At 42.1% G+C, this 25,316-nt stretch carries 21 protein-coding genes, 1 other RNA gene and 1 other annotated feature; of the genes, 19 read left to right on the top strand and 3 right to left on the bottom strand.

Annotated features, from left to right (window positions below; genetic code table 11):
- The first annotated feature begins 4 nt into the window (after positions 1–4).
- The 7 genes from secDF (at position 5) to dtd (ending at position 9,635) form a co-directional block, all read left to right on the top strand.
- Positions 5–2,269: a protein translocase subunit SecDF gene (secDF, locus tag A361_RS21530; protein WP_019382913.1), complete on the top strand. Its 2,265-nt coding sequence runs from the start codon at positions 5–7 to the stop codon at positions 2,267–2,269.
- A gap of 140 nt (positions 2,270–2,409) precedes the next feature.
- Positions 2,410–3,312: a cation diffusion facilitator family transporter gene (locus tag A361_RS21525; RefSeq protein WP_009333088.1), complete on the top strand. Its 903-nt coding sequence runs from the start codon at positions 2,410–2,412 to the stop codon at positions 3,310–3,312.
- A 24-nt stretch (positions 3,313–3,336) separates the two neighbouring features.
- The gene (locus A361_RS21520) at positions 3,337–3,654 is read left to right on the top strand and encodes a LapA family protein (protein ID WP_019382912.1); all 318 of its coding nucleotides are present in this window, start codon (positions 3,337–3,339) and stop codon (positions 3,652–3,654) included.
- 162 nt (positions 3,655–3,816) lie between these two features.
- On the top strand, positions 3,817–6,186 hold the full coding sequence (gene recJ, locus A361_RS21515; protein WP_026041804.1) for a single-stranded-DNA-specific exonuclease RecJ: 2,370 nt from the start codon (positions 3,817–3,819) through the stop codon (positions 6,184–6,186).
- Entirely contained in the window at positions 6,177–6,689 is a 513-nt protein-coding gene (locus A361_RS21510) for an adenine phosphoribosyltransferase (RefSeq protein ID WP_009333085.1), read from the top strand. Before recJ ends, A361_RS21510 begins: the two co-directional genes overlap by 10 nt.
- Before the next feature lie 295 nt (positions 6,690–6,984).
- Positions 6,985–9,180 carry a RelA/SpoT family protein gene (locus tag A361_RS21505; RefSeq protein ID WP_019382910.1) on the top strand — a complete coding sequence of 732 codons (2,196 nt, stop codon included), beginning with the start codon at positions 6,985–6,987 and terminating at the stop codon, positions 9,178–9,180.
- A gap of 14 nt (positions 9,181–9,194) precedes the next feature.
- Entirely contained in the window at positions 9,195–9,635 is a 441-nt protein-coding gene (gene dtd, locus A361_RS21500; RefSeq protein WP_009333083.1) for a D-aminoacyl-tRNA deacylase, read from the top strand.
- 62 nt (positions 9,636–9,697) lie between these two features.
- Here dtd and A361_RS21495 read toward each other — a convergent pair whose 3' ends face one another.
- Positions 9,698–11,440 (bottom strand): SH3 domain-containing protein, encoded by a 1,743-nt coding sequence (locus A361_RS21495; RefSeq protein WP_236887922.1) that lies wholly within the window; start codon positions 11,438–11,440, stop codon positions 9,698–9,700.
- Positions 11,441–11,627: 187 nt separating this feature from the next.
- Here A361_RS21495 and A361_RS30315 point away from each other — a divergent pair, with 187 nt between their 5' ends.
- The 5 genes from A361_RS30315 (at position 11,628) to A361_RS21470 (ending at position 16,834) form a co-directional block, all read left to right on the top strand.
- Positions 11,628–11,846 (top strand): hypothetical protein, encoded by a 219-nt coding sequence (locus A361_RS30315; protein ID WP_162271991.1) that lies wholly within the window; start codon positions 11,628–11,630, stop codon positions 11,844–11,846.
- 112 nt (positions 11,847–11,958) lie between these two features.
- Positions 11,959–12,198, top strand: a binding site (T-box leader).
- Positions 12,199–12,330: 132 nt separating this feature from the next.
- A complete protein-coding gene (hisS, locus tag A361_RS21485) occupies positions 12,331–13,605 on the top strand; it encodes a histidine--tRNA ligase (protein ID WP_019382907.1) in 1,275 nt (424 codons plus the stop codon).
- Between the two features lie 28 nt (positions 13,606–13,633).
- Positions 13,634–15,409: an aspartate--tRNA ligase gene (gene aspS, locus A361_RS21480; RefSeq protein ID WP_019382906.1), complete on the top strand. Its 1,776-nt coding sequence runs from the start codon at positions 13,634–13,636 to the stop codon at positions 15,407–15,409.
- Between the two features lie 187 nt (positions 15,410–15,596).
- Positions 15,597–15,784: non-coding RNA, 6S RNA (gene ssrS, locus A361_RS21475), on the top strand.
- A gap of 288 nt (positions 15,785–16,072) precedes the next feature.
- A complete protein-coding gene (locus tag A361_RS21470; RefSeq protein ID WP_009333078.1) occupies positions 16,073–16,834 on the top strand; it encodes a tRNA threonylcarbamoyladenosine dehydratase in 762 nt (253 codons plus the stop codon).
- A gap of 60 nt (positions 16,835–16,894) precedes the next feature.
- Here A361_RS21470 and A361_RS21465 read toward each other — a convergent pair whose 3' ends face one another.
- Positions 16,895–17,413: a hypothetical protein gene (locus A361_RS21465; RefSeq protein WP_019382905.1), complete on the bottom strand. Its 519-nt coding sequence runs from the start codon at positions 17,411–17,413 to the stop codon at positions 16,895–16,897.
- 171 nt (positions 17,414–17,584) lie between these two features.
- Between A361_RS21465 and A361_RS21460 the strand changes: the two genes are divergently transcribed.
- Positions 17,585–18,526, top strand: coding sequence for an ABC transporter ATP-binding protein (locus tag A361_RS21460; RefSeq protein ID WP_019382904.1), 942 nt, complete (start codon positions 17,585–17,587; stop codon positions 18,524–18,526).
- A complete protein-coding gene (locus A361_RS21455) occupies positions 18,504–19,463 on the top strand; it encodes an ABC transporter permease (RefSeq protein ID WP_019382903.1) in 960 nt (319 codons plus the stop codon). Before A361_RS21460 ends, A361_RS21455 begins: the two co-directional genes overlap by 23 nt.
- A 44-nt stretch (positions 19,464–19,507) precedes the next feature.
- Here A361_RS21455 and A361_RS21450 read toward each other — a convergent pair whose 3' ends face one another.
- A complete protein-coding gene (locus tag A361_RS21450) occupies positions 19,508–20,773 on the bottom strand; it encodes a replication-associated recombination protein A (protein ID WP_026041801.1) in 1,266 nt (421 codons plus the stop codon).
- A 254-nt stretch (positions 20,774–21,027) separates the two neighbouring features.
- Between A361_RS21450 and A361_RS21445 the strand changes: the two genes are divergently transcribed.
- From A361_RS21445 to A361_RS21425, 5 genes are all read left to right on the top strand, one after another.
- Positions 21,028–21,714 (top strand): YczE/YyaS/YitT family protein, encoded by a 687-nt coding sequence (locus A361_RS21445; RefSeq protein ID WP_009333073.1) that lies wholly within the window; start codon positions 21,028–21,030, stop codon positions 21,712–21,714.
- Positions 21,714–22,133, top strand: coding sequence for a cysteine metabolism transcriptional regulator CymR (gene cymR, locus A361_RS21440; RefSeq protein ID WP_019382901.1), 420 nt, complete (start codon positions 21,714–21,716; stop codon positions 22,131–22,133). Before A361_RS21445 ends, cymR begins: the two co-directional genes overlap by 1 nt.
- Positions 22,134–22,201: 68 nt before the next feature.
- Entirely contained in the window at positions 22,202–23,344 is a 1,143-nt protein-coding gene (locus A361_RS21435) for a cysteine desulfurase family protein (protein ID WP_019382900.1), read from the top strand.
- A 56-nt stretch (positions 23,345–23,400) separates the two neighbouring features.
- The gene (gene mnmA / locus A361_RS21430) at positions 23,401–24,516 is read left to right on the top strand and encodes a tRNA 2-thiouridine(34) synthase MnmA (RefSeq protein WP_019382899.1); all 1,116 of its coding nucleotides are present in this window, start codon (positions 23,401–23,403) and stop codon (positions 24,514–24,516) included.
- A gap of 115 nt (positions 24,517–24,631) precedes the next feature.
- Positions 24,632–25,297: a tetratricopeptide repeat protein gene (locus A361_RS21425; RefSeq protein WP_019382898.1), complete on the top strand. Its 666-nt coding sequence runs from the start codon at positions 24,632–24,634 to the stop codon at positions 25,295–25,297.
- Positions 25,298–25,316 lie beyond the last annotated feature (19 nt).

The raw sequence follows: 25,316 nt of genomic DNA, 5'->3' as shown, positions 1-25,316 counted from the left end.
CATAATGTTAAAGCGCAGCCGTATCGTTGCCTTTTTCCTGATTGTTGTATTATTGGGAAGCCTGGCAGGGGCAACGACAAACAACATTTTAAAAAATATTAAGCTTGGCCTTGATTTGCAGGGCGGATTTGAAGTCCTCTATGAGGTAACGCCAAAAGATGGGCAGAAGGTTGATAAAGCCGTCCTTGCAAGTACTGCCGAAGCACTGGATAGGCGGATCAATGTTCTTGGAGTCAGTGAGCCGAATATCCAGATTGAGGGAGATAAGAGGATCCGCGTTCAGCTTGCTGGTGTAACAGATCAGAATAAGGCAAGGGAAATTCTATCCACAGAAGCTAATCTATCATTTAGAGATGTTAATGATCAATTGATGATGGATGGTTCAGACCTTGCTGAAAATGGGGCAAAGCAGACATTCGATGAAAACGGAAAGCCAAGTGTTTCATTGAAGCTGAAGAGTGCAAGCAAATTTAAAGATGTAACTCAAAAAATTGTCAATATGGGAGCGCCAAATAACCTGCTTGTCATTTGGCTTGATTTTGAAGAAGGCCAGGATTCATTCCAGGCTGAGTCAGCAAAAGAAGATCCAAAATACTTATCTGCTCCACAGGTAAGCCAGATCTTTAATCAGGATACCGTGTCCATTGTTGGGAATTTTACGATTGAAGAAGCAAAGACACTGTCGGATTTGTTGAATGCCGGTTCCCTGCCAGTACAGCTCGATGAAGTTTATTCGACATCGGTAGGTGCGAAATTCGGTGAGCAGGCAATGGAAACGACTATTCTTGCCGGTATTATTGGAATTGCCATTATATTTATCTACATGATTGCGGTATATCGTTTCCCTGGGTTTATAGCAACAATTACATTATCTTTCTATATTTATCTGATTTTACTCGTATTTGACTGGATGAATGGCGTATTGACGCTGCCTGGTATTGCTGCGCTCATTCTGGGGGTCGGTATGGCTGTTGATGCGAATATTATTACCTATGAGAGAATCCGCGAAGAAATAAAAGTGGGCAGAACAATCAAATCAGCTTTCCAGGCTGGTGAGAAAAACTCACTTTCGACGATATTTGATGCAAATATCACAACCATTTTAGCAGCAGCCGTTTTATTCATGTATGGGACAAGTTCTGTAAAAGGATTTGCTACCATGCTTATTATAAGCATCCTGGCAAGCTTTATTACTGCGGTTTATGGCACAAGGCTGCTAATGGGGCTTTGGGTCCATAGTAAAGCACTGAATAAAAAGCCAGGCTGGTTTGGTGTTAAGAAAAGTGAAATCAAAAACATTGCTGAAAATTACGATACTCTGGATTTGCCGACCAAGTTCGATAAATTTGATTTTGTAGGGAACCGCAAGAAGTTCTTCATCCTTTCTGCTGTATTAATTGCAGTGGGAATCATTGTTGTTTCTATTTTCCGCTTAAATCTAGGAATCGATTTTGTCAGCGGTACCCGCATCGAGCAGCAGGCAAGTGAACCTTTAACAAAAGAAAAATTTCAAGCTGAATTATCAGCGCTTGGAATCGAGACAGATGATATTGTCATCTCGGGCGATAATAAAGAAATCGGTGTTGCTAGATTTAAAGATGTTTTAACTAAAGATGAAATAGCAGAGGTTAAAACTCATTTTCATGAAGAATTCGGTCAAGATCCGAATGTCAGCACAGTTTCACCAACTGTAGGAAAAGAGCTCGCTAAAAATGCACTAAAAGCTCTTGCCATAGCCTCTGTAGGCATTATCATCTATGTAACCATTCGCTTTGAGATCAAGATGGCTATTCCAGCAGTTCTTGCGCTTCTGCATGATGCCTTCTTTATAATCGCTGTATTTAGCTTTACGCGTCTTGAAGTGGACATTACCTTCATTGCAGCAGTACTGACGGTAGTAGGTTATTCGATCAACGATACAATCGTAACGTTCGACCGGATGCGTGAGAATATGCAGAAAAAGAAAAAGCTCAAATCATTCGAAGATATTGCTGATGTTGTAAACAAAAGTCTTCGCCAAACGCTTGGCCGCTCTGTGAATACTGTTTTAACTGTTGTATTTACTGTCGTTGCGCTCCTGGTGTTTGGAAGTGAGTCAATCAGAAATTTCTCGTTTGCGCTTCTGATCGGTTTAATTGCAGGTACCTATTCATCGATTTTCCTTGCTGCGCAGATTTGGGCAGTATGGAAAGGCAAAGAACTGAAAGAAAAAGGCGTTATTAATACCGTAAAAGAAAAACGCAAAGTCAGTGACGAACCTCAAGTATAATACTTTCAAAGACTCAGGCGAATGCCTGAGTTTTTTTGTTAATCTGGAAAACTGGATGCCGTCTATTTTACAAAAAAGGTTAATGATTCCGGGAAATAGGATAAACTAAAAACAAGTTCAGGGAGGAAGGAAGTATCGCTTTGGAAAATAACGATCGTTTTAAGAAAGCTGAATTTGCAGCCATTATTGGCATCGTGGGCAATATTATTCTTGCTGCCATCAAATGGGGAATAGGCATTTATTCAGGAAGTAAAGCGCTCGTGGCAGATGCGGTCCATTCTGCTTCAGATGTAGCCGGATCCTTTGCTGTATATTTAGGGCTGAGAGCTGCAAAACAGCCGCCGGATAAGGATCACCCATATGGTCATGGAAAAGCTGAAATGATTGCAGCCATTATTGTTGCGGTTTTGCTGTTCCTCGTGGGAATTGAAATCGGCAAATCATCATTTGAGTCATTTTTTTCGCCAATTGAACCTCCAAAAGCAATTGCAATAGCTGCAGTGCTGGTTTCTATCATTGTGAAAGAAGCGATGTTTCGTTATAAGTATAATTTGGGAAAGAAACTAAACAGTGATGCTTTAATTGTAAATGCCTATGAACACCGTTCAGATGTCTATTCATCAATTGCAGCTTTAATAGGCATTGGATGTGCAATAATTGGCGGAAGAATGGGGATCGAATGGCTTGAGTATGCAGATCCTGTTGCTGGTCTCATTGTTTCCCTTATGATTCTCAAGATGGCATGGAGGCTGGGGAAAGAATCCATTCATAGCACACTTGATCATGTGCTTCATGAAGAAGATACACTTGAGATGCGCAAAACTGCTGAATCCGTTGATCTGGTTAAAAGGATTGATGAACTGCACGCCAGGGAACACGGACATTATGTTATTGTAGATATTAAAGTTTCAGTGGATCCCAATATGACTGTTGAGGATGGCCACCGGGTGGGCAAAGAAGTGAAACGCAAGCTGCTTGGATTGGAAAATGTTCAAAATGTATTTGTGCACATTAATCCTTATAGTGAAGAGCGCATAAATTAGAGAAAATATTGGGGAGAGGATTGCATGAAATTTCAATGGGCTTTATTATTTGGTTTTTTATTTGCACTAATAGTCGCTGTTTTTGCAGTAATCAATGTTGATAATGTAACGGTAAACTACTTGTTTGGGGAAAGCCAGTGGCCGCTGATTCTAGTGATTTTAGGATCAGTCCTTATGGGAGGAATGATTGTCGGGTCTGTGGGCCTTGTCCGTATTTACTCACTTCAAAGGAAAGTGAAAATACTAAAAAAGGAAAATGAAAAGCTGCATGCGGGACATGCGGTAAAGGATAATGCCAATAATGAAGAGTTTGAAAAAGAGCTGGATAGGGATATTCATTAAAATAAAACAGGCTTGGGCTTTTGCCCAAGTTTTTCTCTTGTCCGCAAAAAAGTGGCCTGCAATTCATATCTTTCTTTCCAAATCTGTATGGAATATCCCTATTTTAACTTATTGAAACACATGTCCCCCTCTTGTATAATTAATAAGCTGAGGGGTGAACGTATGTTACATTCAAGAACGCGATGGATTGTTCGGCAAACACAGGAGGATAAGGTGCAGCAGCTTTCAAAGGAATTGAATATTTCTCCACTGGCCGCATCGCTGTTAATTAATCGCGGAATGGATACCGTTGATTCAGCACGGTATTTTTTATTGGATAAAGACCAGGAATTTCATGATCCTTTTTTAATGACAGATATGGCAAAAGCTGTTTCCAGAATAAAAGAAGCAATTGAAAAACAGGAACCTATCTTAATTTTTGGTGATTATGATGCGGATGGAGTGACAAGCACTTCTGTCATGATGATGGCACTTAGAGATCTCGGTGCTGACGTCCAATTCTACATACCGAATCGATTTACTGAAGGTTATGGACCAAATATCCCGGCTTTTGAACAAGCCGCTGATACTGGCATCCGTTTAATTATTACCGTAGATACAGGGATATCGGCTGTAAACGAAGCAAAGGCTGCAAAAGAGCTTGGAATGGATTTGATTATTACAGATCACCATGAGCCTGGCCATGAGCTTCCTGAAGCATGGGCAATTGTGCATCCTAAGCATCCGGAAAGCACATACCCATTCCGGGAACTGGCCGGTGTTGGAGTAGCATTTAAACTTGCACATGCGCTATATGGTGAAATGCCTGATCACCTCTTGGAAATAGCTGCAATCGGCACAATTGCCGACCTTGTTTCTTTAACGGGAGAGAACAGGCTTATTGCCAAGCGCGGGATTCAAAAGCTGAAATCAACTAAGAATACAGGTTTGAAAGCCTTGTTTAAAGCGGCTGGAATTGAACTTCCATCCATTAATGAAGAAACAATCGGCTTTACAATCGGGCCTCGCCTCAATGCAGCCGGCAGGCTTGAAAGTGCGGATCCGGCAGTGGATTTGCTTCTGACAAATGATCCTTATGAAGCACAAGCCATTGCTGAAGAAATTGAAATGTTAAATAAAGAGAGGCAAGCTATTGTCAATGACATTGCAGCACAAGCGGTTAAAGAGGTTGAAACTAATTTTCCAATCAGTGAGAATTCAGTAATTGTTGTAGGCAAAGAAGGCTGGAATGCCGGTGTAGTTGGAATAGTAGCTTCGAAGCTTGTTGAAAAGTTTTACCGCCCAGCTATTGTTCTCAGTTATGACAGTGATAAAGGGCTGGCAAAGGGATCAGCAAGAAGTATTAAAGGTTTTGATCTGTTCAAAAATCTTTCTGAATGCCGGGATATCCTTCCCCACTTTGGGGGCCATCCAATGGCGGCAGGAATGACCTTGTCAATTGAATCGGTCGATGACCTCAGGGATAGACTGAATACTCTTGCAAATGAACAGCTGACCGAGGAAGATTTTATTCCAGTAACCAGCATTGATGGCGTCTTCCATCTAAAGGATATCAGCCTCTCTTCTATTGAAGAAATGCAGCTGCTTGCCCCATTTGGGATGGGAAATCCAAAACCTAAAGTCTTGATAAAAGAGGCCAATATTGCCGCTATGAGAAAAATCGGATCTGATCAAACTCATATAAAGGTCACCATCGAAAATGATGGATCTTCCCTTGATGGAATCGGCTTTGGCCTCGGACATTTGCATGAGCAGATTTCACCATATTCCAAGCTATCGGTTATTGGCGAATTATCCATTAATGAATGGAATAATATTAAAAAACCGCAAATCTTCCTGCAGGATATGGCAGTGAACTCCTGGCAGCTATTTGATATCCGGAGTTTAAAGCGGCTCGAAAGGCTCCAAAGCGTCATTCCTGACGTAAATACTACTTGGATATTCTTTAATGAGGAACATATATCCAAATTCAGGACATATGCAGGGGAAAGTATGGTGAAAATATCATCTGAAGAGGATGCAGAAGCATTAAAACTAGATGGCTCAAACATCGTGCTTGCTGATATGCCGCCTTCAAAGGAAATGCTTGCTCATGTATTCTCCGGAAAAAACCCTGCCAGAATTTATGCTCATTTTTATAAAGAGGACAGTGACTATTTCAGCACTATTCCAACAAGAGATCATTTTAAGTGGTATTTTGCCCTGCTTGCTAAAAAAGGCTCGGTCGATATCAGGCGTCATGGGAATGATATAGCGAAGCATAAGGGATGGAGCAGGGAAACGGTAGATTTTATGTCTCAAGTGTTTTTTGAATTGGATTTTGTTAAAATAAATAATGGTGTCATTTCGTTAAACAATACATCAATTAAACGTGATTTAGCTGATTCGCGAACCTATCAGCTTAAACAGGCACAATACACTCTTGAGAGCGATTTGCTCTATTCATCCTTTCAGCAGCTCAAAGACTGGTTTGATGAAGTTATGCAAGGGGCTGTAAAACTTGAGGAGGCAAAGGAAGAAAAATGGACTTAAAACAGTATATAACAATTGTTGAAGATTGGCCGAAGCCAGGCATAAAATTTAAAGATATTACAACACTTATGGACAACGGTGAAGCGTATAAATATGCGACTGACCAAATTGTTGAATATGCCCGTGAAAAGAAAATTGATCTGGTTGTTGGCCCGGAAGCCCGCGGATTCATCATCGGCTGCCCTGTTGCTTATTCATTAGGTGTAGGTTTTGCCCCTGTCCGCAAAGAAGGAAAACTTCCCCGTGAAACAGTCAAGGTTAATTATGGCCTAGAATATGGCAAGGATATATTAACCATTCATAAAGATGCCATCAAACCTGGGCAAAGAGTTCTGATCACTGACGATCTCCTTGCGACAGGCGGAACAATCGATGCAACCATCCAGCTGGTTGAAGAACTTGGCGGAGTAGTGGCTGGCATTGCATTCCTTATTGAATTAACATACCTTGATGGCCGTAAAAAGCTTGACGATTACGATATTCTGACATTGATGCAGTATTAATTTTTTTCATACCAAGAGAGCGCCATACGAAATGGTGCTCTTTTTAATTTATCTGTCAAAATAGGTATATTAAGTGCTTCCAAAACCAATTATGGAAAAACAATAAAGAAATTCGGACAAAAAACGACAAAATTTTTGTTATTCCCATAAAAATAACAGTCTATCCCTTTACATCTTCACTTTTTTTTTCGATAATAGTAGCAATATTAATTTTTTTTATAACTTGTTATAAATCCAATTACAAAATTATTACATTATGCAAATGCATAAAATTCAGGGAGATAAAGGTGATTCCATGGCGAACGATCAAGTTCTGACCGCCGAGCAAGTCATCAACAGAGCAAAAGAATATTTAAACGATGAGCATGCAGAGCTTGTAAAAAAAGCGTACGAGTTTGCCAAGCATGCCCACCGTGAACAATATAGGAAGTCCGGTGAACCATACATTATCCATCCAATTCAAGTGGCAGGCATCCTTGCTGATCTGGAGATGGATCCATCAACGGTTGCTGCCGGCTTTCTTCACGATGTGGTTGAAGACACCGAAATCTCATTGGAGAATATCGAAGAAGCCTTCAATTCAGAAGTGGCAATGCTTGTCGATGGTGTAACAAAACTGGGGAAAATTAAATATAAATCACAGGAAGAGCAGCAGGCTGAAAATCATCGGAAAATGTTCGTGGCAATGGCCCAGGACATCCGTGTAATCTTAATTAAGCTTGCTGACCGTCTTCATAATATGCGGACACTTAAGCATCTGCCAGCTGAAAAGCAGCGCCGCATTTCGAACGAAACGCTTGAAATTTTTGCACCTCTTGCGCATAGGCTTGGAATTTCAAAGATTAAGTGGGAGCTTGAAGATACGGCTCTAAGGTACCTAAATCCGCAGCAATATTATCGGATTGTAAACCTGATGAAGAAAAAAAGAGCGGAACGGGAAGAGTACCTGGATGATGTTATCAATGTCATGCGGGGCAGGCTGTCAGAGGTTTCAATTAAATCAGAGATATCCGGCCGCCCTAAGCATATATACAGCATCTATCGAAAAATGGCGCTTCAAAACAAGCAATTCAATGAGATATATGATCTTCTTGCTGTACGCATTGTTGTAAGCAGCATTAAAGATTGCTATGCGGTTCTCGGGATTATTCATACATGCTGGAAGCCGATGCCCGGCCGTTTTAAAGATTACATTGCCATGCCTAAACAGAATATGTATCAATCTCTTCATACCACGGTTATCGGGCCAAAAGGTGACCCGCTGGAAGTCCAGATCCGTACCATGGATATGCATAGAATTGCAGAGTTTGGTATTGCTGCCCATTGGGCTTATAAAGAAGGAAAAAGAGTGAATGAGGGCTCTTCATTTGAGGAGAAGCTGACCTGGTTCCGTGAAATCCTGGAGTTTCAGGATGATGCTGCAAATGCTGAAGAGTTCATGGAATCACTGAAGATCGATTTGTTTTCCGATATGGTGTTTGTTTTTACTCCTAAAGGGGATGTCATCGAACTTCCTTCCGGCTCCGTTCCCATTGACTTTGCTTACCGAATTCACTCGGAAATTGGAAACAAGACAATCGGTGCCAAAGTCAACGGAAAAATGGTCACGCTGGATTACAAATTGAAGACCGGCGATATTATTGAAATCCTGACATCCAAGCATTCATATGGACCGAGCAAAGATTGGCTGAAGCTTGCTCAGACTTCACAGGCTAAAAATAGAATACGAACCTTTTTCAAAAAGCAGAGAAAAGAAGAAAATGTGGAAAAAGGAAAAGAGCTTGTTGAGCGGGAGATTCGCAATATGGATTTCGACCTGAAGGAAATTTTGACATCTGATAATGTAAAAAGGGTCGCAGAGAAATTCAATTTTGCCACAGAGGAAGATATGTATGCTGCTGTTGGCTATAACGGAGTAACGGCACTTCAGGTTGCCAACAGGCTGACAGAAAAATGGCGCAAGAAACGCGATCTTGAACAAACCTCCGATATTACAAATGCTGTTTCGGAACTGAAGACTTTTCCATCTGCCAAAAAACGCGAATCCGGTGTCCGGGTTTCAGGCATTGATAACCTGCTGATTCGCCTTTCCCGCTGCTGTAATCCTGTCCCCGGAGATGAAATCGTCGGGTTTATTACAAAGGGCAGAGGAGTTTCTGTACACCGTGATGATTGTCCTAATATTGAAACGGATGATGCAAAACAAAGGCTCATCCCGGTTGAGTGGGAAACAGCCTTAAATGACCGGAAAGAATACAATGTTGAAATTGAAATTACCGGTTATGACCGCAGGGGATTATTAAATGAGGTCCTTCAGGCTGTTAATGAAACGAAAACCAACATTTCAGCTGTATCAGGACGATCAGACCGCAATAAATCAGCAACGATTAATATGTCCATTGCCATACACAATGTCAGCCATCTGCAAAAGGTTGTGGATCGGATTAAACAAATCCCTGATATTTATGCAGTAAGAAGGATTATGAACTAAAGGGAGCAGATAGAATGCGTGTTGTAGTGCAGCGAAGCAAAGAAGCCAGCGTAACGGTGGACGGCAAAACCGTCGGAAGCATCAAAAAGGGGTTTGTTTTGCTCGTTGGAGTCACCCATGAAGATAAGGAAGAGGACGCAGCTTTTCTGGCTGATAAAATTGCCAATCTTCGCGTCTTCGAAGATGAAAATGGCAAAATGAATTTTTCCCTGCTGGATCAGGAAGGTGAAATTCTTTCGGTTTCCCAGTTTACTTTATATGGAGACTGCCGGAAGGGCAGACGGCCCAATTTCATGGAAGCGGCTAGCCCGGCGCATGCCGTAAATATCTATGATGCTTTTAACCGGTATTTAGAAGCTAAAGGCCTGAAAGTAGAAACAGGTGTATTCGGGGCCATGATGGATGTTCAGTTAACCAACGATGGACCTGTTACGTTAATTTTAGAAAGCAAGTAAGTTAATTTATAACGAAACGCAAAAAAGCCCCGGCACCCAAAGTAGGATGCCGGGGCTTTTTGCTAATTTTTGAAATAGCGGGCAAGTCCCTGATAAATTCCTGCTGTTGCTGATTGCTGATACTGTGCAGAAGAAATCAGGGCCTCTTCAGCCGGATTGCTCAGATATCCAAGCTCGATGAGAACTGCATTGCGTTTATTCTCTCTTATCACATGATAATCTCCAGCTCTATAGCCCCGATCTCTCAGGTTTGTCATGGCTATTACATTGGAGTGGATATTGGCTGCAAGTTCCTGTTGAAAAGGATGATAATAATAAGTAGTCGCTCCTCTTGCAGTGCGATCTGGCGTGCTGTCATAATGAATGCTGATGAAAGCATCTGCATTATGATAATGTGAAATGCCTACTCTGGAAGGAAGCGGTAAATAGGTATCTCCGCTTCTGGTAAGAATAACATTTGCACCTGCAGATCTTAATTTGTCTGCGAGCAATTGAGCGGTCCTGATTGTAATATCTTTTTCACGAGTCCCTCGTGCCCCTGTTGTCCCGTTATCACGGCCACCATGGCCGGGATCAAGGACGATTGTTTTATTTTCCAGGTGCTGTTCTGCTCCCGGTTTTGTTACTGCAGGTGCAGATCCTTCAACCTTGACGATCCATCCTGCTACAAAACCCGTCCCGCCGTTTGGAAGGCGGACTTCATACCAATCATCATTCAGGCTGATAATTTCAAAGCTGTCCCCTTTATTTGCCCTGTGAATGACAGATGACTGGCTGCTGGCTTTTTTTCTAATATTTGATCCGTTATGTAATATAATTGCAGAACTGCCGTTTACACTCTGCTGGGAAGAGCCGGAATTTTTCTCGGCTGTTATGTCTATGAACCAGCTTGCTACCCATCCATAAGAACCAGTCTGATATTCAATTTTTGCCCAATTATCAGCTTGCTCAAGAATAGGAAAGGTTTGGCCTTTTGTAACAGAACCAATCGGTTTCCCATTTAACGATCCTTTATTCCTAACGGTTAAAGAAGTTGCCGTAACAGTGCCGGTTTTCCCGGACGCCGACTGTTTTGGCTTGCTTTCTGATTGTGAGGATTGAACCGCAATATATTGGCTGCTGATCCATCCGGCATTGCCCGAGAAAGAGATTTCTGTCCAGCTGTCATTTTGAGAAATAACAGCTACTGTCTCCCCCGAATTTAGTTTCCCGATGACGTCACTATTAAGCGATGGATTGTTTCTTACATTCAAGGAGTTTGCCGTGATTTTCCCGGTTTGGCTGCTGCTTGATGAATTTTTCTTTTGGCTGCCGCTGTATTGGACGAATTCATTTGCGACCCATCCATCTCCATAAGGTGTTTGGATCTTAACCCAGCTTCCTTCTGTGCTCATGACCTTATAGGCTGTTCCTTTCTGTATAGTTCCCAGGACACCGTAACTTGTACCAGGTCCCTTTCTCACCCTCAGGCCATCTGTTGTGATGATTGCCTGGGAATTTGAACTGGCTGCTTTTTCTCCTCTCTGACTGGTGGTCATATCGGAAACAAGCCAGCTGGCCACATAGCCGTTTTCCCCCTGGAAATTAATTTTAATCCAATCTCCTTCACGGGAAAGAGCGTTAAATTGATCTCCTTTCTGGGCTTGTCCCAGAATGGGGTAGCTTAAGCCTGGGCCTTGACGGACGTTAAGATTATTTGTGGGGATTGTTACAGAACTGTTTTCAGCTTTAACCTTTGTTTCCGCCTGTGTTATGCCAGCCAAAAGCATAAGACATATCACGAGAATAAGTGGTTTTTTCTTCAACAGGCCGCCTCCTTTCATAATAAAAATCCTTATTAAAAGAAAAACAAACAAGGTGCTGGCAGTCAAGATAACTTTGGTCCTAGAATACTTCTGCATCTTGTGCAATTTCCCTTCTATTATCGGTTTATCAGCAATCATTTTTAGCTGGGAATTAAATTTGTCCTGTTATGAAACATTTCATCTGAAAATGGAAAGAATAGAACAGACTATAAAAAAAAGGGTGAGCACTATGAGATTTGGAGAAAAAGGGATGTCTGCACAATCTGGTGAAAATCAGCTGTTCGGGGTGGATTTTCATGATTTTATACAAAGAGAACAAAACTCAAACATGATTGAACTCGCATCAGAGTTTGGACTATCTCTCAAGGATGTCAGGAAACTGAAAAAAAAGCTGGAACGATCATAACATGTTTTTAGTCTTGACATTGATGAAAATGCTCCGTATTATAATATAAATAAAATGACAATTACAATTAAATGTCTAGCTGCAGCGCCTGACCAAGGCGTTTCTGCTTTTCGATAAACCATTGATGGAGAAGAGTAGTTAAACCCCACATGAAAAGAGAGAGAGTGCCGCCCGGCTGAAAGCATTCTCACATGATGATTTAACGAAAGAACACTTCGTAGGTTTCTCTCTGAAAAAGGCGTGATCTTTAGTAGGAGCTGAACGTTAACAGGCGTTAACTGTAAAAGAGGAAGTCTATATATTGGCTTCAACTAGGGTGGCACCACGGGAAAACCAAACTCTCGTCCCTTGTATTTAATATACAAGGAGGCGGGAGTTTTTTTTTATTTTGTCGATGCTTTCGATTATGGCCTATTTATTAGCTAAAGCGTAAAGGGTCAATAAATTATACATAGTTATCATTTTGCATTAGGAGGTAATTTTCATGTCTATCCGAATACCGAGGGGAACGCAGGACATTTTGCCGGGGGAAGTTGAAAAATGGCAATTGATAGAAAAAAAGGCAAGGGAACTTTGTGAGAAATTTCAATATCGTGAAATCAGAACACCTATATTTGAACATACGGAATTATTTCTGCGCAGTGTTGGAGACACGACAGATATTGTTCAAAAAGAAATGTACACGTTTGAAGACCGCGGCGGACGAAGCCTGACACTTCGTCCTGAAGGAACGGCTTCTGCTGTAAGGTCATTCGTTGAACATAAAATGTACGGTGATGCGAGCCAGCCTGTAAAGCTTTATTATATGGGACCAATGTTCCGTTATGAACGCCCCCAGGCAGGACGTTTTCGCCAGTTTGTCCAATTCGGCGTCGAAGCGATCGGCAGCGCGGATCCGGCAATTGATGCGGAAGTTATCGCACTGGCAATGTCACTTTATAGAAGCATGGGCCTGCAAAAGCTTAAATTGATTGTGAACAGCCTGGGAGATAAAGAAAGCCGATCTGCACACAGAGAGGCTCTGGTCAATCACTTCAAGCCGCGGATCGGGGAGTTTTGCCAGGATTGCCAGAATCGCCTTGAAAAAAATCCAATGCGCATCCTGGACTGTAAACAGGACCGTGAACATGAACTTATGAAATCTGCTCCATCCATCATTGATTATTTAAATGATGATTCAAAAACCTACTTTGAGAAGGTTCAAAAGTATTTAAAGAACCTGGATATTGACTTTATTGTTGATCCAAATCTTGTTCGCGGCCTGGATTATTACAATCATACGGCCTTTGAAATTATGAGTGATTCCGAAGGTTTCGGAGCAATTACCACTCTTTGCGGCGGCGGACGATACAATGGCCTCACTGAGGAAATTGGCGGTCCTGAAGCGCCGGGAATAGGTTTTGCTTTAAGTATCGAGCGATTCATTGCTGCTCTTGAAGCAGAGAAGGTGGATCTGCCTCTTAGTAAGGACATTGATTGCTACCTTGTATCCCTTGGAGAGGAAGCAAAGGATTACACAGTCGGCCTTCTTCAAAAACTTCGAATGGCAGGATATTCTGCTGAAAGAGATTATCTTGACAGAAAAATTAAAGCCCAGTTTAAAGCGGCAGACCGGTCGAATGCAAAGTTTGTTGCTGTCTTGGGTGAAGATGAACTTAAAGCGAACAAAATTAATGTAAAATCAATGGAATCGGGAGAACAAACAGAGCTTAGTCTTGATTCTTTCATAGAAAAATTTACAGAGCTTTATCAATCATAAATCAGTTTTATATTTGGGAGGAATTAGAATGTTTGGGCGAACGTATTTTTGCGGGGAAGTAACGGAAAAAGCTATAGGAGAAAAAGTAAGCTTAAAAGGCTGGGTACAAAAGCGCCGGGATTTAGGCGGGCTGATCTTTGTGGATCTTCGTGACCGCACTGGCATTGTTCAGGTGGTATTCAATCCGGAAGTTTCCCCTGAAGCTCTTGCAGCAGCTGAAAAGATCCGCAATGAATTTGTTCTTGATATAGAGGGAGAAGTAATTGCGCGTGAAGAAGGCACCATCAATGAGAACCTGAAAACAGGGCGCATTGAGATTAAAGCAGAGAAAGTGACTATCATCAATGAAGCAAAAACACCTCCTTTTGTCATTGATGATAAAGCGGATGTTTCCGAAGATGTCCGCCTTAAATACCGCTATTTGGATTTGAGACGCCCTATTATGTTTGATACCTTTAAGATGCGTCATCAAGTAACAAAAGCAATGAGGGATTATCTGGACAGCGAAGGATTTCTTGATGTTGAAACACCAATCTTAACGAAGAGCACACCGGAAGGAGCCCGTGACTATTTAGTTCCAAGCCGTGTGCATCCGGGTGAATTCTATGCTCTTCCACAATCTCCTCAAATCTTTAAGCAGTTATTAATGGTAGGCGGATTTGAACGCTATTACCAAATAGCACGATGCTTCCGTGATGAAGACCTGCGTGCAGATCGCCAGCCTGAATTTACTCAGGTCGACATCGAAATGAGTTTTATGAGCCAGGAAGACATCATCGGCCTAATGGAAAACATGATGAAAAAGATCATGAAAGAAGTGAAAGGCCTGGATGTCCAGCTTCCATTCCCGCGCATGACCTATCAGGAAGCGATGGACCGTTTTGGATCTGATAAGCCGGATACACGCTTTGGGATGGAATTGACGGATTTATCCGAAATAGTAAAAGAGTCAAGCTTCAAAGTATTTGCCGGAGCAGTAGCTTCCGGGGGACAGGTTAAGGCCATTAATGTAAAAAATGGTGCAGGAAAGTATTCACGAAAAGATATTGATGCCCTAACAGAGTTTGCTGCTGTTTATGGTGCAAAAGGGCTTGCATGGTTAAAAGCGGAAGAAGACGGTTTAAAAGGTCCGATTGCCAAGTTTGTGACTGAGGATGAGCAAAAAGCATTCTATGCTGCTCTGTCAGTAGAACCAGGAGACTTGCTCCTCTTTGTGGCTGATAAGAAAAATGTTGTGGCAGATGCACTCGGCGCTCTGCGATTAAAGCTTGGAAAAGAGCTTGATCTGATTGATCAAAGCAAGTTTAACTTCCTTTGGGTTACAGACTGGCCGCTTCTGGAATACGATGAGGAAGAAGGCCGCTATTATGCAGCCCATCATCCTTTTACAATGCCTGCCAGAGAAGATTTAGATCTTCTTGATAAAGATCCTGCTCAAGTCCGTGCACAAGCATATGACCTTGTATTAAACGGCTACGAGCTTGGCGGCGGATCATTGCGTATTTTCGAAAGAGACGTTCAAGAAAAAATGTTCAGTGTGCTTGGCTTCTCAAAAGAGGAAGCTGTTGAACAGTTTGGATTCCTGCTTGAAGCATTTGAATATGGCACTCCTCCGCATGGCGGAATTGCCCTTGGATTAGACAGACTTGTAATGCTGCTTGCTGGCAGAACAAATCTAAGGGATACGATTGCCTTCCCTAAAACAGCCAGTGCGAGCTGTGTGCTAACAGAAGCTCCTGGTGAAGTTAGCCAGTCCCAGCTTAATGATTTGCACTTAGCGCTTAATTTGAAAAAAAGTGAGTAATTTCCTATATAATGATTAAATGGTGAAAAAAACACATTTTTCAGAAAAATAAACTGGGAAGTAACTCCTGATTTTAAGGCAGGTTCCATAACTTCAAGGAAGAAAGTGGATAAAAATGTTCAAATTAGCTCCATTTCATCAGCTTGAAAAAGAAGAAACCGTGTGATATGATCATATCAATAAATAAAGAGTCCTGATGTGTTCGTTGTAAAACCTGAAATTTTGACCAACATTATTCCTTCGGGAGTCCGGAGTTTTCCCGCAGCGTAAAAGCCTCATGGATGAGGACTTACAAACGCAGGAAACAGGACACCCACCTGCTGAGTGCGGGTTCAAAACGAGGGCATCAATAGCGACGGCACGATTGGGACTCTTTAGTACATACGATTGTAAAAATCCATGCTCGTGAGCATGGATTTTTTGTTTGTCCTGCTCTTTATGTTCGTACTTGAACTGAGCTATTGCTGATATGATGATAAGGATTAAATATGATAGCGCAGTTAACACTATTGGATAGAAAGTTTCGATTTAATTATTGCTTAAAATGTTAATGTCATTAATCCTATAGAACTACTTGCTTTAAAGTTCAAGTATGATATATTCATTATCGGGTATAAGATAATACATGCTTTTTAAATAACATCTGATGGAGTTGATTTATATATGCTTCACCAATTTTCCAGGAATGAATTGGCTATTGGCAAAGAAGGCCTTGAAAAAATGAAAAATAGTACCGTGGCAGTACTGGGCATCGGCGGAGTTGGTTCCTTTGCAGCGGAAGCACTGGCGCGTTCCGGTGTTGGACGGCTTGTTCTGGTTGATAAAGACGATGTTGATATTACAAATGTGAACAGGCAGGTCATCGCTTTATTATCCACTGTCGGGAAACCAAAGGTGGATTTAATGAAAGAAAGAATCAAGGATATCAATCCTGACTGTGAAGTTATTGCTTTAAAAATGTTTTATACAGAAGAAACCTATGAGCAATTCTTTGATTATGGACTCGACTTTGTAGTTGATGCTTCCGATACGATTTCTTATAAAATTCATCTAATGAAAGAATGCCTGAACAGAGGGATTCCAATGATCTCAAGCATGGGTGCTGCAAATAAAATGGATCCGACCAGGTTCCAGATTGCTGATATCTTCAAAACTCATACTGACCCGATTGCTAAGGTTATCCGCACACGCCTGAGAAAAGAAGGAATCAGAAAAGGCGTTCCGGTTGTATTCTCCGATGAAAGCCCGATCGTTATCCGGGAAGATGTCCGCAAAACAGTTGGAAAAGATGATGCGGAAATAAGAAAGGCCAAAATGCCGCCTTCTTCCAACGCATTTGTTCCTTCTGTTGCAGGTTTAATCATGGCTAGCTACGTAACTAGAGAACTACTAAGCGATATTAAAATTGCACGTGTAAATGACTGAAAAGAGACCGGCTTTCTGCAGGCCGGTCTTTGCGCATATTAATGTTTTGGAATCCTCGAATCAATGAACAGCTCTTTTCTCTTCATTGCTTTCATGCTTTAGAAGCTGGTCGGCTTCTTTCAGGATGCTTGCCATTTCCTCATATTGCATAAGCTGATGTTTAAATTCCGCTTCTTTTTCCTTCAACCTTCTAATTAACTGCTGATTTTGAAGTTTTAAGTGCATTTGTTCTTCATGCAGACGTTTATTTTCCTTCATTTGCTCTGAAATAGGCTGTGTTTTCGCAAAGTTCCTTAGGAAGCGTATAACTTGAGCCAGATTTTCAGGGGGAACAGAGTCAGGATTTTCATGGGTTTGACAGGCTGCATTATTGCTTGAGATTTCTTGGGTTCTATAATCTGTCCTTTTTGTTATGACTGTGTTCCAGCGGTATTGGCAGGCTGAAACTGTACGGCCGAGTTCAGTACTTGCCTTCTTAAAAGCTGATGCTTTTGAATCCCCATTTGATGTGTATTCAAGTACTGTCTCTTCGAGTAATTGATCCTCTTCCGGTTTCCATAAATCTTTCCGTTCCTTCATTCCTTTAACCACCTCGGAAAATACGATTGTTAGGCTTATCGTCACCCTAATAGATGAAAATATTCCATTCTCAGTTGTTGAAAGGTAAAATAGTGTAAGTCAAATAATAATCCCGACTTTAAAGGCGTCTGCAAAGAACCGGACTTTAAAAGATGGGAGGAGGTTGCCTAAATGGATACTCTTGTAGAAATACAGGACGTTACAAAAGTAATAAAAGGAAGAACGATTATTGATTCTGTCAGCTTTGAGGTGAAAAAGGGGGAGGTATTCGGTTTCCTTGGCCCAAACGGTGCGGGGAAGACCACCACTATTCGAATGCTGGTGGGCTTGATCGGCATTACTTCCGGGGACATTAAAATTCTTGGCAGCAGCATCAAAACAGATTTTGAAAAGGCGGTTTCCCATATTGGAGCCATTGTGGAAAATCCTGAGATGTATAAGTTTTTGTCAGGCTATCAAAATCTGGTTCATTATGCACGAATGTCAAAAGGTATAACTAGAGAAAAAATTGATGAAACGGTTGAGCTTGTAGGACTGGCGGATCGGATTCATGATAAAGTCAGAACATACTCGCTAGGCATGAGGCAGAGGCTTGGTCTGGCACAGTGTCTTTTGCATGATCCCAAAATCCTCATTCTGGATGAACCTACGAATGGGCTTGACCCTGCCGGCATCAGGGAGATTCGGGATCACCTGAGGATGCTTGCAAGAGAAAGAGAAATGGCTGTCATTGTTTCCAGCCATTTACTATCTGAAATGGAAATGATGTGTGACAGAATCGGCATTATTCAAAACGGGAAGTTGATTGATGTTCAGCACATCAGTGATTTTGTACAGGGGAAAGAAAAAGTTTACGAAGTAGAAGTGGATGATCCTGGAAAAGCAAACGGAATTTTACAAGGGGCACATCCTGGTTTGCCTGTACAGCTTACAGAAACTAGTGTGATACTTTCGCTTGTCCGGGAAGATATACCTGAAATGATAAAAGTGTTTGTCCAGGAAGATATGAAAATATTTGCCGTTCGTGAAGTGACCAAAACATTGGAAGACCGTTTTCTGGAAGTAACAGAGTACAAAGGGGGTGCAGGTGATGCTCGGACTGATTCAAAATGAATGGATGAAAATTTTTAGGCGGCCGGGCACATACGTCATGATCGGACTTCTTTTAATTATGACGACTGTTGCAGGCGCCTTTATAAAATATCAGGAAAGCGGAGGGACAGTCCCGGATAATTCGGAATGGAAAAAGGGACTGCAGACTCAAAACGAAAGCTATAAAAAACAGCTTGAAGAGATGGGGGAAATGGCTCCCAGAGATATGAAGGAACAGTATCAGAGGGAGATTGCCATAAACGAATACAGAATTAAGAATGATATTTCACCGAATCAGGAATACTCTGTCTGGGGATTTGTATCTGACACCTCACAGCTGATTGAATTTGCCGGCCTGTTTACGATTATTATTGCCGGGGGAATCGTGGCGAGTGAGTTTACATGGGGAACCATCAAACTACTTTTGATTAGGCCTATTAAAAGAGTTAAAATCCTGGGAGCAAAGTATATTACCGTGATTTTATTCGGTCTGCTGGTGCTGGCCGTCCTCTTCGGATATTCAGCACTGCTGGGCGGACTCCTCTTTGGATTTCCTGCAGAAGCATTTCCTTATTTATATTATTACAATGGAACAGTGATAGAACAAAGCATGGGACTTCATCTGATAGCTTATTATGGTCTTAAATCCATTAATATGCTTATGCTTGCAACCATGGCTTTTATGATTTCAGCTGTTTTCAGGAATAGCTCGCTGGCGATAGGACTTTCCCTGTTTCTGATGTTTATGGGAGGACAGGTCACAAGGCTGATTGCAATGAAATATGATTGGGCCAAGTACAGCCTTTTTGCCAATACAGACCTCCTTCAATATTTTGAAGGAATGCCAATGGTTCACGGGATGACGATTGGATTTTCCATCATGATGATATTTATATATTTTCTGCTTTTCCAGGTACTTGCATTTTATGTGTTTAATAAAAGGGATGTTTCTGCTTAAAAGCCCAAATAGCAAAAGGTCTGGCATTGCTGCCAGACCTTTTGCTATTTAAGAAGTTTTTCATAGACAGATGCTAATGCCTGTTCGAATTTGCCTGTTTTCTTAGGCTGATAATATACCCTGTTTTTAATTCTGTCAGGCAAGTACTGCTGTTTGACCCAGCCTGTTTCATAATCGTGAGGGTATAAATATCCGATGCCCCTGCCAAGCTCTTTTGCTCCTTTGTAGTGGGCGTCCTTCAAGTGATCAGGGACTTCACCGCTTTTGCCTGCGCGGATATCCGCTATTGCGGAATCCAATGCTGTGTATGCTGAATTGGATTTTGGAGAGAGGCAGAGCTCAATAACCGCATTTGCAAGCGGAATCCTTGCTTCCGGGAATCCAATCCTTTCAGCTGTTTCTATAGCTGCAAGGGTTCTGGCTCCGGCTTGCGGCGATGCCAGTCCAATATCTTCATAGGCAATAACCAAAAGTCTTCTGCTTATGCTTTGCAGGTCGCCTGCTTCAATTAATCTTCCTAAATAGTGCAATGCCGCATTTACATCGCTTCCGCGAATGGACTTTTGAAAACCGGATAAGACATCGTAATGGGCATCTCCATCTTTATCGTGTGTAAAGCTTTTGCGCTGAATGCATTCCTCGGCAACAGACAAATCAATCTTAATGATTCCTTCTTCATCTTCTTTAGTTGAAAGGACGGCCAATTCCAATGCATTTAGCGAGCTTCTGACATCACCATTTGAAGCGGTGGCAAGATGTGTAAGTGCATCATCGGTAACTTCAGTTTGTCTATTGCCAAGGCCTCGTTCCTTATCCAGTAAAGCCCTTGTCAGTGCTTTTTTTATATCATCAGCAGACAGCGGCTTTAGTTCGAAAATTTGGCATCGGCTTCTAATAGCCGGGTTAATTGCATGATATGGATTGCTGGTTGTGGCGCCAATTAAAGTGATGCTGCCATTTTCAAGATAGGGCAGCAGGAAATCTTGTTTGCCTTTATCAAGTCTATGGACTTCATCCAGCAGCAGAATCACCTTTCCGGACATTTTGGCCTCTGCCGCTACCACTTCCATATCTTTTTTATTGTTAGTCACAGCATTTAAAGTACGGAAAGCGTATTTGGTGCTCCCTGCAATGGCACTTGCAATCGAAGTTTTGCCTATACCTGGGGGGCCGTACAGAATCATCGATGACAGCTGCTTAGCCTGCACCATGCGGTGGATAATTTTTCCTTCAGAAACAAGGTGCTCCTGGCCAATGATTTCATCAATCGTTCTAGGCCTCATCCGGAATGCAAGAGGTTTAATGTTCAAAGTTATCACTCCAGCCTTTTGCTGGCAGCCTTCAGTCTGCCTATCAATTTTCAGCAAAGTTTTCGCTTTCTATTTAAGATACCATAACATTTCCAGCTGCGAAATCAATTAGGCCACAGCCGGGATTGTACTGAGTCCAATCCCGGCCCGCCCCTTTTCCTCCTAAAATATGCTATAATGTCAAAAGTCTATAATATTACTAAGGATTTAAACTTCATATATATTTGCAGGTCTTGCGGGGAGCGTTGGGGCACATGATACTGAAAAATAAAGGGCAAATCGGTTCCAGGTTTTTGATTTATCTAATAGGGCTGCTTGTCATGAGCCTGGGGATTGTTTTGTTAATTACAGCTGATTTAGGGGCAACCCCCTGGGATGTTCTGCATGTAGGACTCTACTACCAGCTGGGCCTGACGATAGGCAGCTGGTCCATTATTGTTGGGATATTCATATTAGCTGCTGCAGCCCTTATTTCAAAGGAACTTCCACAAGTCGGTGCTTTCTTGAATATGGTCCTGATCGGACTGTTTATTGACGCTTATCTGCTTTTGCCATTTATGCAGACCCCTGATGGGCTGGCGGGAAAATTGGCCATGTTTGGTTTTGGCATAGTTGTTTATTGCTATGGAATGGGGCTGTATATTTCGGCTCAGCTCGGAGCTGGGCCAAGGGATAGCCTGATGATTGCATTAACAGCAAAAACCGGCTGGAAAGTCAGAAATGTCAGAGCTTTAATGGAAATTGCTGTACTGACTGTTGGATGGCAGCTTGGGGGCCCTGTATTCTGGGGCACAATTGTGCTAAGTCTTGCAGTCGGGCCAATTGTCGGTGCTGCTTTGCCGCAGTGTCAGGCTTTAACTGACCGATTTTTGGCAAAACTTAGAGAAAAGGATATCTATGCGAATCAAATGCTTAAAGAAAAGGATAGAGGTGCAAGCTGATGAAAATATCTACTAAAGGACGTTATGGGTTAACTATAATGATTGAATTAGCCAAAAAGCATGGGGAGGGTCCCACTTCGTTAAAATCGATTGCCCAGACGAATGACCTGTCTGAGCACTATCTCGAGCAGCTTATAGCGCCGCTTCGGAACGCAGGGCTTGTTAAAAGCATCCGAGGTGCATACGGCGGATATATTTTAGGGAAAGAGCCTACAAAAATTACTGCCGGGGATATCATCAGAGTTCTGGAAGGGCCGATCAGTCCAGTGGAAGGAATTGAAGATGAAGAGCCTGCAAAGAAAGAACTATGGATGCGTATTCGTGATGCTGTGAAAGATGTGCTTGATAACACAACGCTTGAAGATCTTGCCAGCCATACAGATACCGGCGAATCAGATGCTTATATGTTTTATATTTAGTCCTTAATCAGGGAATAATTCATGTGGAAAATACAAGCAGCAGGACGAAATGAAGTAGGTGAGATAAATTGGAAAGAATATACCTTGATCATGCAGCAACTTCGCCAATGCATCCGGAAGTGATTGAACGGATGACTGAAGTCATGACATCTGAATATGGAAATCCTTCCAGCATTCATTATTTCGGGCGGAGTGCACGCCATATTGTCGATGAAGCAAGGTCTGCTTTAGCAAACAGTATTGGTGCTAAAGCCAATGACATTATTTTTACAAGCGGCGGTACAGAAGCTGATAATCATGCGATTTTTGGAACAGCTGAATCCTGCCGCGATAGGGGCAAACACATCATCACAACCCAAATTGAACATCATGCGGTTTTGCATGCGTGTGAGGAGCTTGAAAAACAGGGCTTTGAGGTAACGTATTTGCCTGTTGATCCAAATGGGCGTGTTTCGGTAAAGGAAGTAGAAGATGCTTTGCGGGAGGATACCATTCTTGTAACCATTATGTACGGAAATAATGAAATAGGGACCCTTCAGCCGATTAAGGAAATAGGCGAGTTATTGGCGGAGCATCCTGCTAAATTCCATACCGATGCTGTTCAGGCTTACGGGCTTGAAAAAATTGATGTGCAGGACTTGAAAGTGGATTTGCTTTCCGTCTCCGCCCATAAAATTAATGGCCCAAAAGGGATCGGCTTTTTATACGCCCATCCTGATGTGAAACTTTCTTCACGGCTTTTTGGCGGTGAACAAGAAAGGAAGCGCAGGGCAGGAACTGAAAATGTTCCATCTATTGCAGGCTTCGAGGAGGCTGTTCGGATCACTCAGAAGGAGATGGAAACTAAGCGGGAAGAGCTGCATTCTTTAAGGAAGCTGTTCATGAATAAACTGAAGCAGGAAGGTGCTGTTTTTGAACTGAACGGATCACTTGATTATTCCCTGCCTCATGTTTTAAACTTAAGCTTTCCCGGAACAAATGTTGAAGCCATGCTAGTTAATCTTGATTTGGCTGGAATAGCAGCATCAAGCGGATCGGCCTGTACTGCAGGCTCCATCGATCCATCCCACGTCCTTGTCAGTATGTTTGGAAAAGGATCAGACAAACTGCAAAATTCCATCCGTTTCAGCTTCGGCCTCTTTAATACAAAGGAACAAGCTGAAAGTGCTGCAGAACAGACTGCTAAAATCGTGAAGCGGCTGGCTAAATAGATAGGATATTTGAAAAAAGTGCAAGTCTAAGCGTTTAGAATTGAGGTGAAATAGAGATGAAAAAAGATCCAAAGGATACCCGCGTAGTGGTCGGAATGTCCGGAGGCGTTGATTCTTCTGTTGCAGCCCTTCTTCTGAAGGAACAGGGGTACGATGTGATCGGGATTTTTATGAAAAACTGGGATGACACCGACGAGAACGGTGTTTGTACCGCCACAGAGGATTACAATGATGTCATCCGGGTATGCAACCAAATCGGAATTCCTTATTATGCAGTAAACTTTGAAAAGCAATATTGGGATAAAGTGTTTACCTACTTCCTTGAAGAATACAAGGCAGGACGAACACCCAATCCTGATGTCATGTGCAATAAGGAAATAAAATTTAAGGCTTTCCTTGAACACGCTATGAGCCTTGGCGCAGACTACCTGGCTACTGGCCACTATGCACGCGTGGAATTCAGGGATGGCGAATACAAAATGCTAAGAGGCCTTGATGATAATAAGGATCAAACGTATTTCCTGAATCAGTTAACACAGGATCAACTCGAAAAAGTTATGTTTCCTATTGGCGACATTGAAAAATCAAAAGTGAGAGAACTGGCAAAGGATGCCGGTTTGGCAACTGCAGCAAAGAAAGACAGCACGGGCATCTGTTTTATTGGTGAACGCAACTTCAAGGAGTTCCTTGGAAATTACCTTCCCGCTCAGCCAGGGAACATGGAAACCATGGACGGAAAGATTGTCGGCAAGCATGATGGTCTGATGTATTATACCATTGGGCAGCGACATGGACTTGGCATTGGCGGAGCAGGTGAACCATGGTTTGCAATCGGTAAAGACCTGAAGCGGAATGTCTTGTATGTTGGACAAGGCTTCCACAATGAAATGCTCTATTCAGACTCCATTATTGCTGTTAATGCAAGCTGGGTTACCGATTCAGAACAGCCGCAGGAATTTGAATGTACGGCTAAGTTCAGATACCGCCAGGCTGATAGCAGAGTAAAGGTTCAGATTCTTGGAGATGGAAAAGTACAAGTTATTTTTGACGAGCCAATCCGAGCTGTTACCCCGGGGCAGGCTGTTGTTTTTTATAATGGAGACGAGTGTCTTGGCGGCGGAACAATTGATAAAATATTCAAAGATGGCAAACAGCTGGATTATGTGGGTTAAGAAAAGACGGGCCCCCGATTCTTACATAGAATCGGGGTTTTATTATGGAAATAGCGGGCAGCGGAAAATGAAAATTCAAATATGCTATACTTTGATTTGAATGGAGTGATGAATAATGGATAAGAACCAAATGGGTATTCAATATATGCAAGAAGGAAAATGGGAAGAAGCAGCGAAGGTTTTTATGGAAGCAATTGAAGAAAATCCTTCTGATCCTGTTTCCTATATTAACTTTGGAAATGTGCTATCAGCTGTAGGGGAAAACGAAAAAGCGCTGAAGTTGTATGAAAAAGCAATAGGACTTGATGAAAACGCGGCAGCTGCGTATTACAGTGCGGGAAACTTATATTATGAATTGCAGCATTTTGACGAAGCCAAAAAGATGTTTGAAACAGCATTGAAAAAAGGCCTGGAAACTGGAGATAACTTCTTCATGCTCGGTATGTCCCTAACAGCACTTGACCAGGGTAAACTGGCTTTGCCTTATTTGCAGCGCAGTGTGGAGCTGAATGAAAACGATGCCGAAGCACATTTTCAATATGGATTATGCCTTGCGCAGCTCGATTATATTGATGAAGCAATCCAGCAGATGAAAAAGTGCATTGAAATTGAGCCGGAGCATGCAGATGCCTATTACAACCTTGGAGTAGCTTATGGATTTAAAGAACAGGAAAATGAAGCACTCTCTTACTTTAATAGGGCACTGGAAATTCAGCCGGACCATATGCTTGCCGGGTATGGAAAAAAGCTGATTGAAAAAGGCGGCAGTGACTTGAGCTAAATGTATTATGGGGAGGATA

Origin of the sequence: Cytobacillus oceanisediminis 2691, from assembly GCF_000294775.2 — a bacterium.
Lineage (GTDB): Bacteria > Bacillota > Bacilli > Bacillales > Cytobacillaceae > Cytobacillus > Cytobacillus pseudoceanisediminis.
Note: the sequence above shows the minus strand (reverse complement) of the source record. Positions and strands in the feature narration are given on the sequence as shown.

What these genes read in the sequence shown, in the direction of transcription:
- secDF (WP_019382913.1), top strand. Translation starts at nt 5, where the DNA reads ATGTTAAAGCGCAGCCGTATCGTTGCCTTTTTCCTGATTGTTGTATTA.
- A361_RS21520 (WP_019382912.1), top strand. Translation starts at nt 3,337, where the DNA reads ATGAAATTTCAATGGGCTTTATTATTTGGTTTTTTATTTGCACTAATA.
- recJ (WP_026041804.1), top strand. Translation starts at nt 3,817, where the DNA reads ATGTTACATTCAAGAACGCGATGGATTGTTCGGCAAACACAGGAGGAT.
- A361_RS21510 (WP_009333085.1), top strand. Translation starts at nt 6,177, where the DNA reads ATGGACTTAAAACAGTATATAACAATTGTTGAAGATTGGCCGAAGCCA.
- A361_RS21505 (WP_019382910.1), top strand. Translation starts at nt 6,985, where the DNA reads ATGGCGAACGATCAAGTTCTGACCGCCGAGCAAGTCATCAACAGAGCA.
- dtd (WP_009333083.1), top strand. Translation starts at nt 9,195, where the DNA reads ATGCGTGTTGTAGTGCAGCGAAGCAAAGAAGCCAGCGTAACGGTGGAC.
- A361_RS30315 (WP_162271991.1), top strand. Translation starts at nt 11,628, where the DNA reads ATGGAAAGAATAGAACAGACTATAAAAAAAAGGGTGAGCACTATGAGA.
- hisS (WP_019382907.1), top strand. Translation starts at nt 12,331, where the DNA reads ATGTCTATCCGAATACCGAGGGGAACGCAGGACATTTTGCCGGGGGAA.
- aspS (WP_019382906.1), top strand. Translation starts at nt 13,634, where the DNA reads ATGTTTGGGCGAACGTATTTTTGCGGGGAAGTAACGGAAAAAGCTATA.
- A361_RS21470 (WP_009333078.1), top strand. Translation starts at nt 16,073, where the DNA reads ATGCTTCACCAATTTTCCAGGAATGAATTGGCTATTGGCAAAGAAGGC.
- A361_RS21465 (WP_019382905.1), bottom strand. Translation starts at nt 17,413, where the DNA reads ATGAAGGAACGGAAAGATTTATGGAAACCGGAAGAGGATCAATTACTC.
- A361_RS21460 (WP_019382904.1), top strand. Translation starts at nt 17,585, where the DNA reads ATGGATACTCTTGTAGAAATACAGGACGTTACAAAAGTAATAAAAGGA.
- A361_RS21455 (WP_019382903.1), top strand. Translation starts at nt 18,504, where the DNA reads ATGCTCGGACTGATTCAAAATGAATGGATGAAAATTTTTAGGCGGCCG.
- A361_RS21445 (WP_009333073.1), top strand. Translation starts at nt 21,028, where the DNA reads ATGATACTGAAAAATAAAGGGCAAATCGGTTCCAGGTTTTTGATTTAT.
- cymR (WP_019382901.1), top strand. Translation starts at nt 21,714, where the DNA reads ATGAAAATATCTACTAAAGGACGTTATGGGTTAACTATAATGATTGAA.
- mnmA (WP_019382899.1), top strand. Translation starts at nt 23,401, where the DNA reads ATGAAAAAAGATCCAAAGGATACCCGCGTAGTGGTCGGAATGTCCGGA.
- A361_RS21425 (WP_019382898.1), top strand. Translation starts at nt 24,632, where the DNA reads ATGGATAAGAACCAAATGGGTATTCAATATATGCAAGAAGGAAAATGG.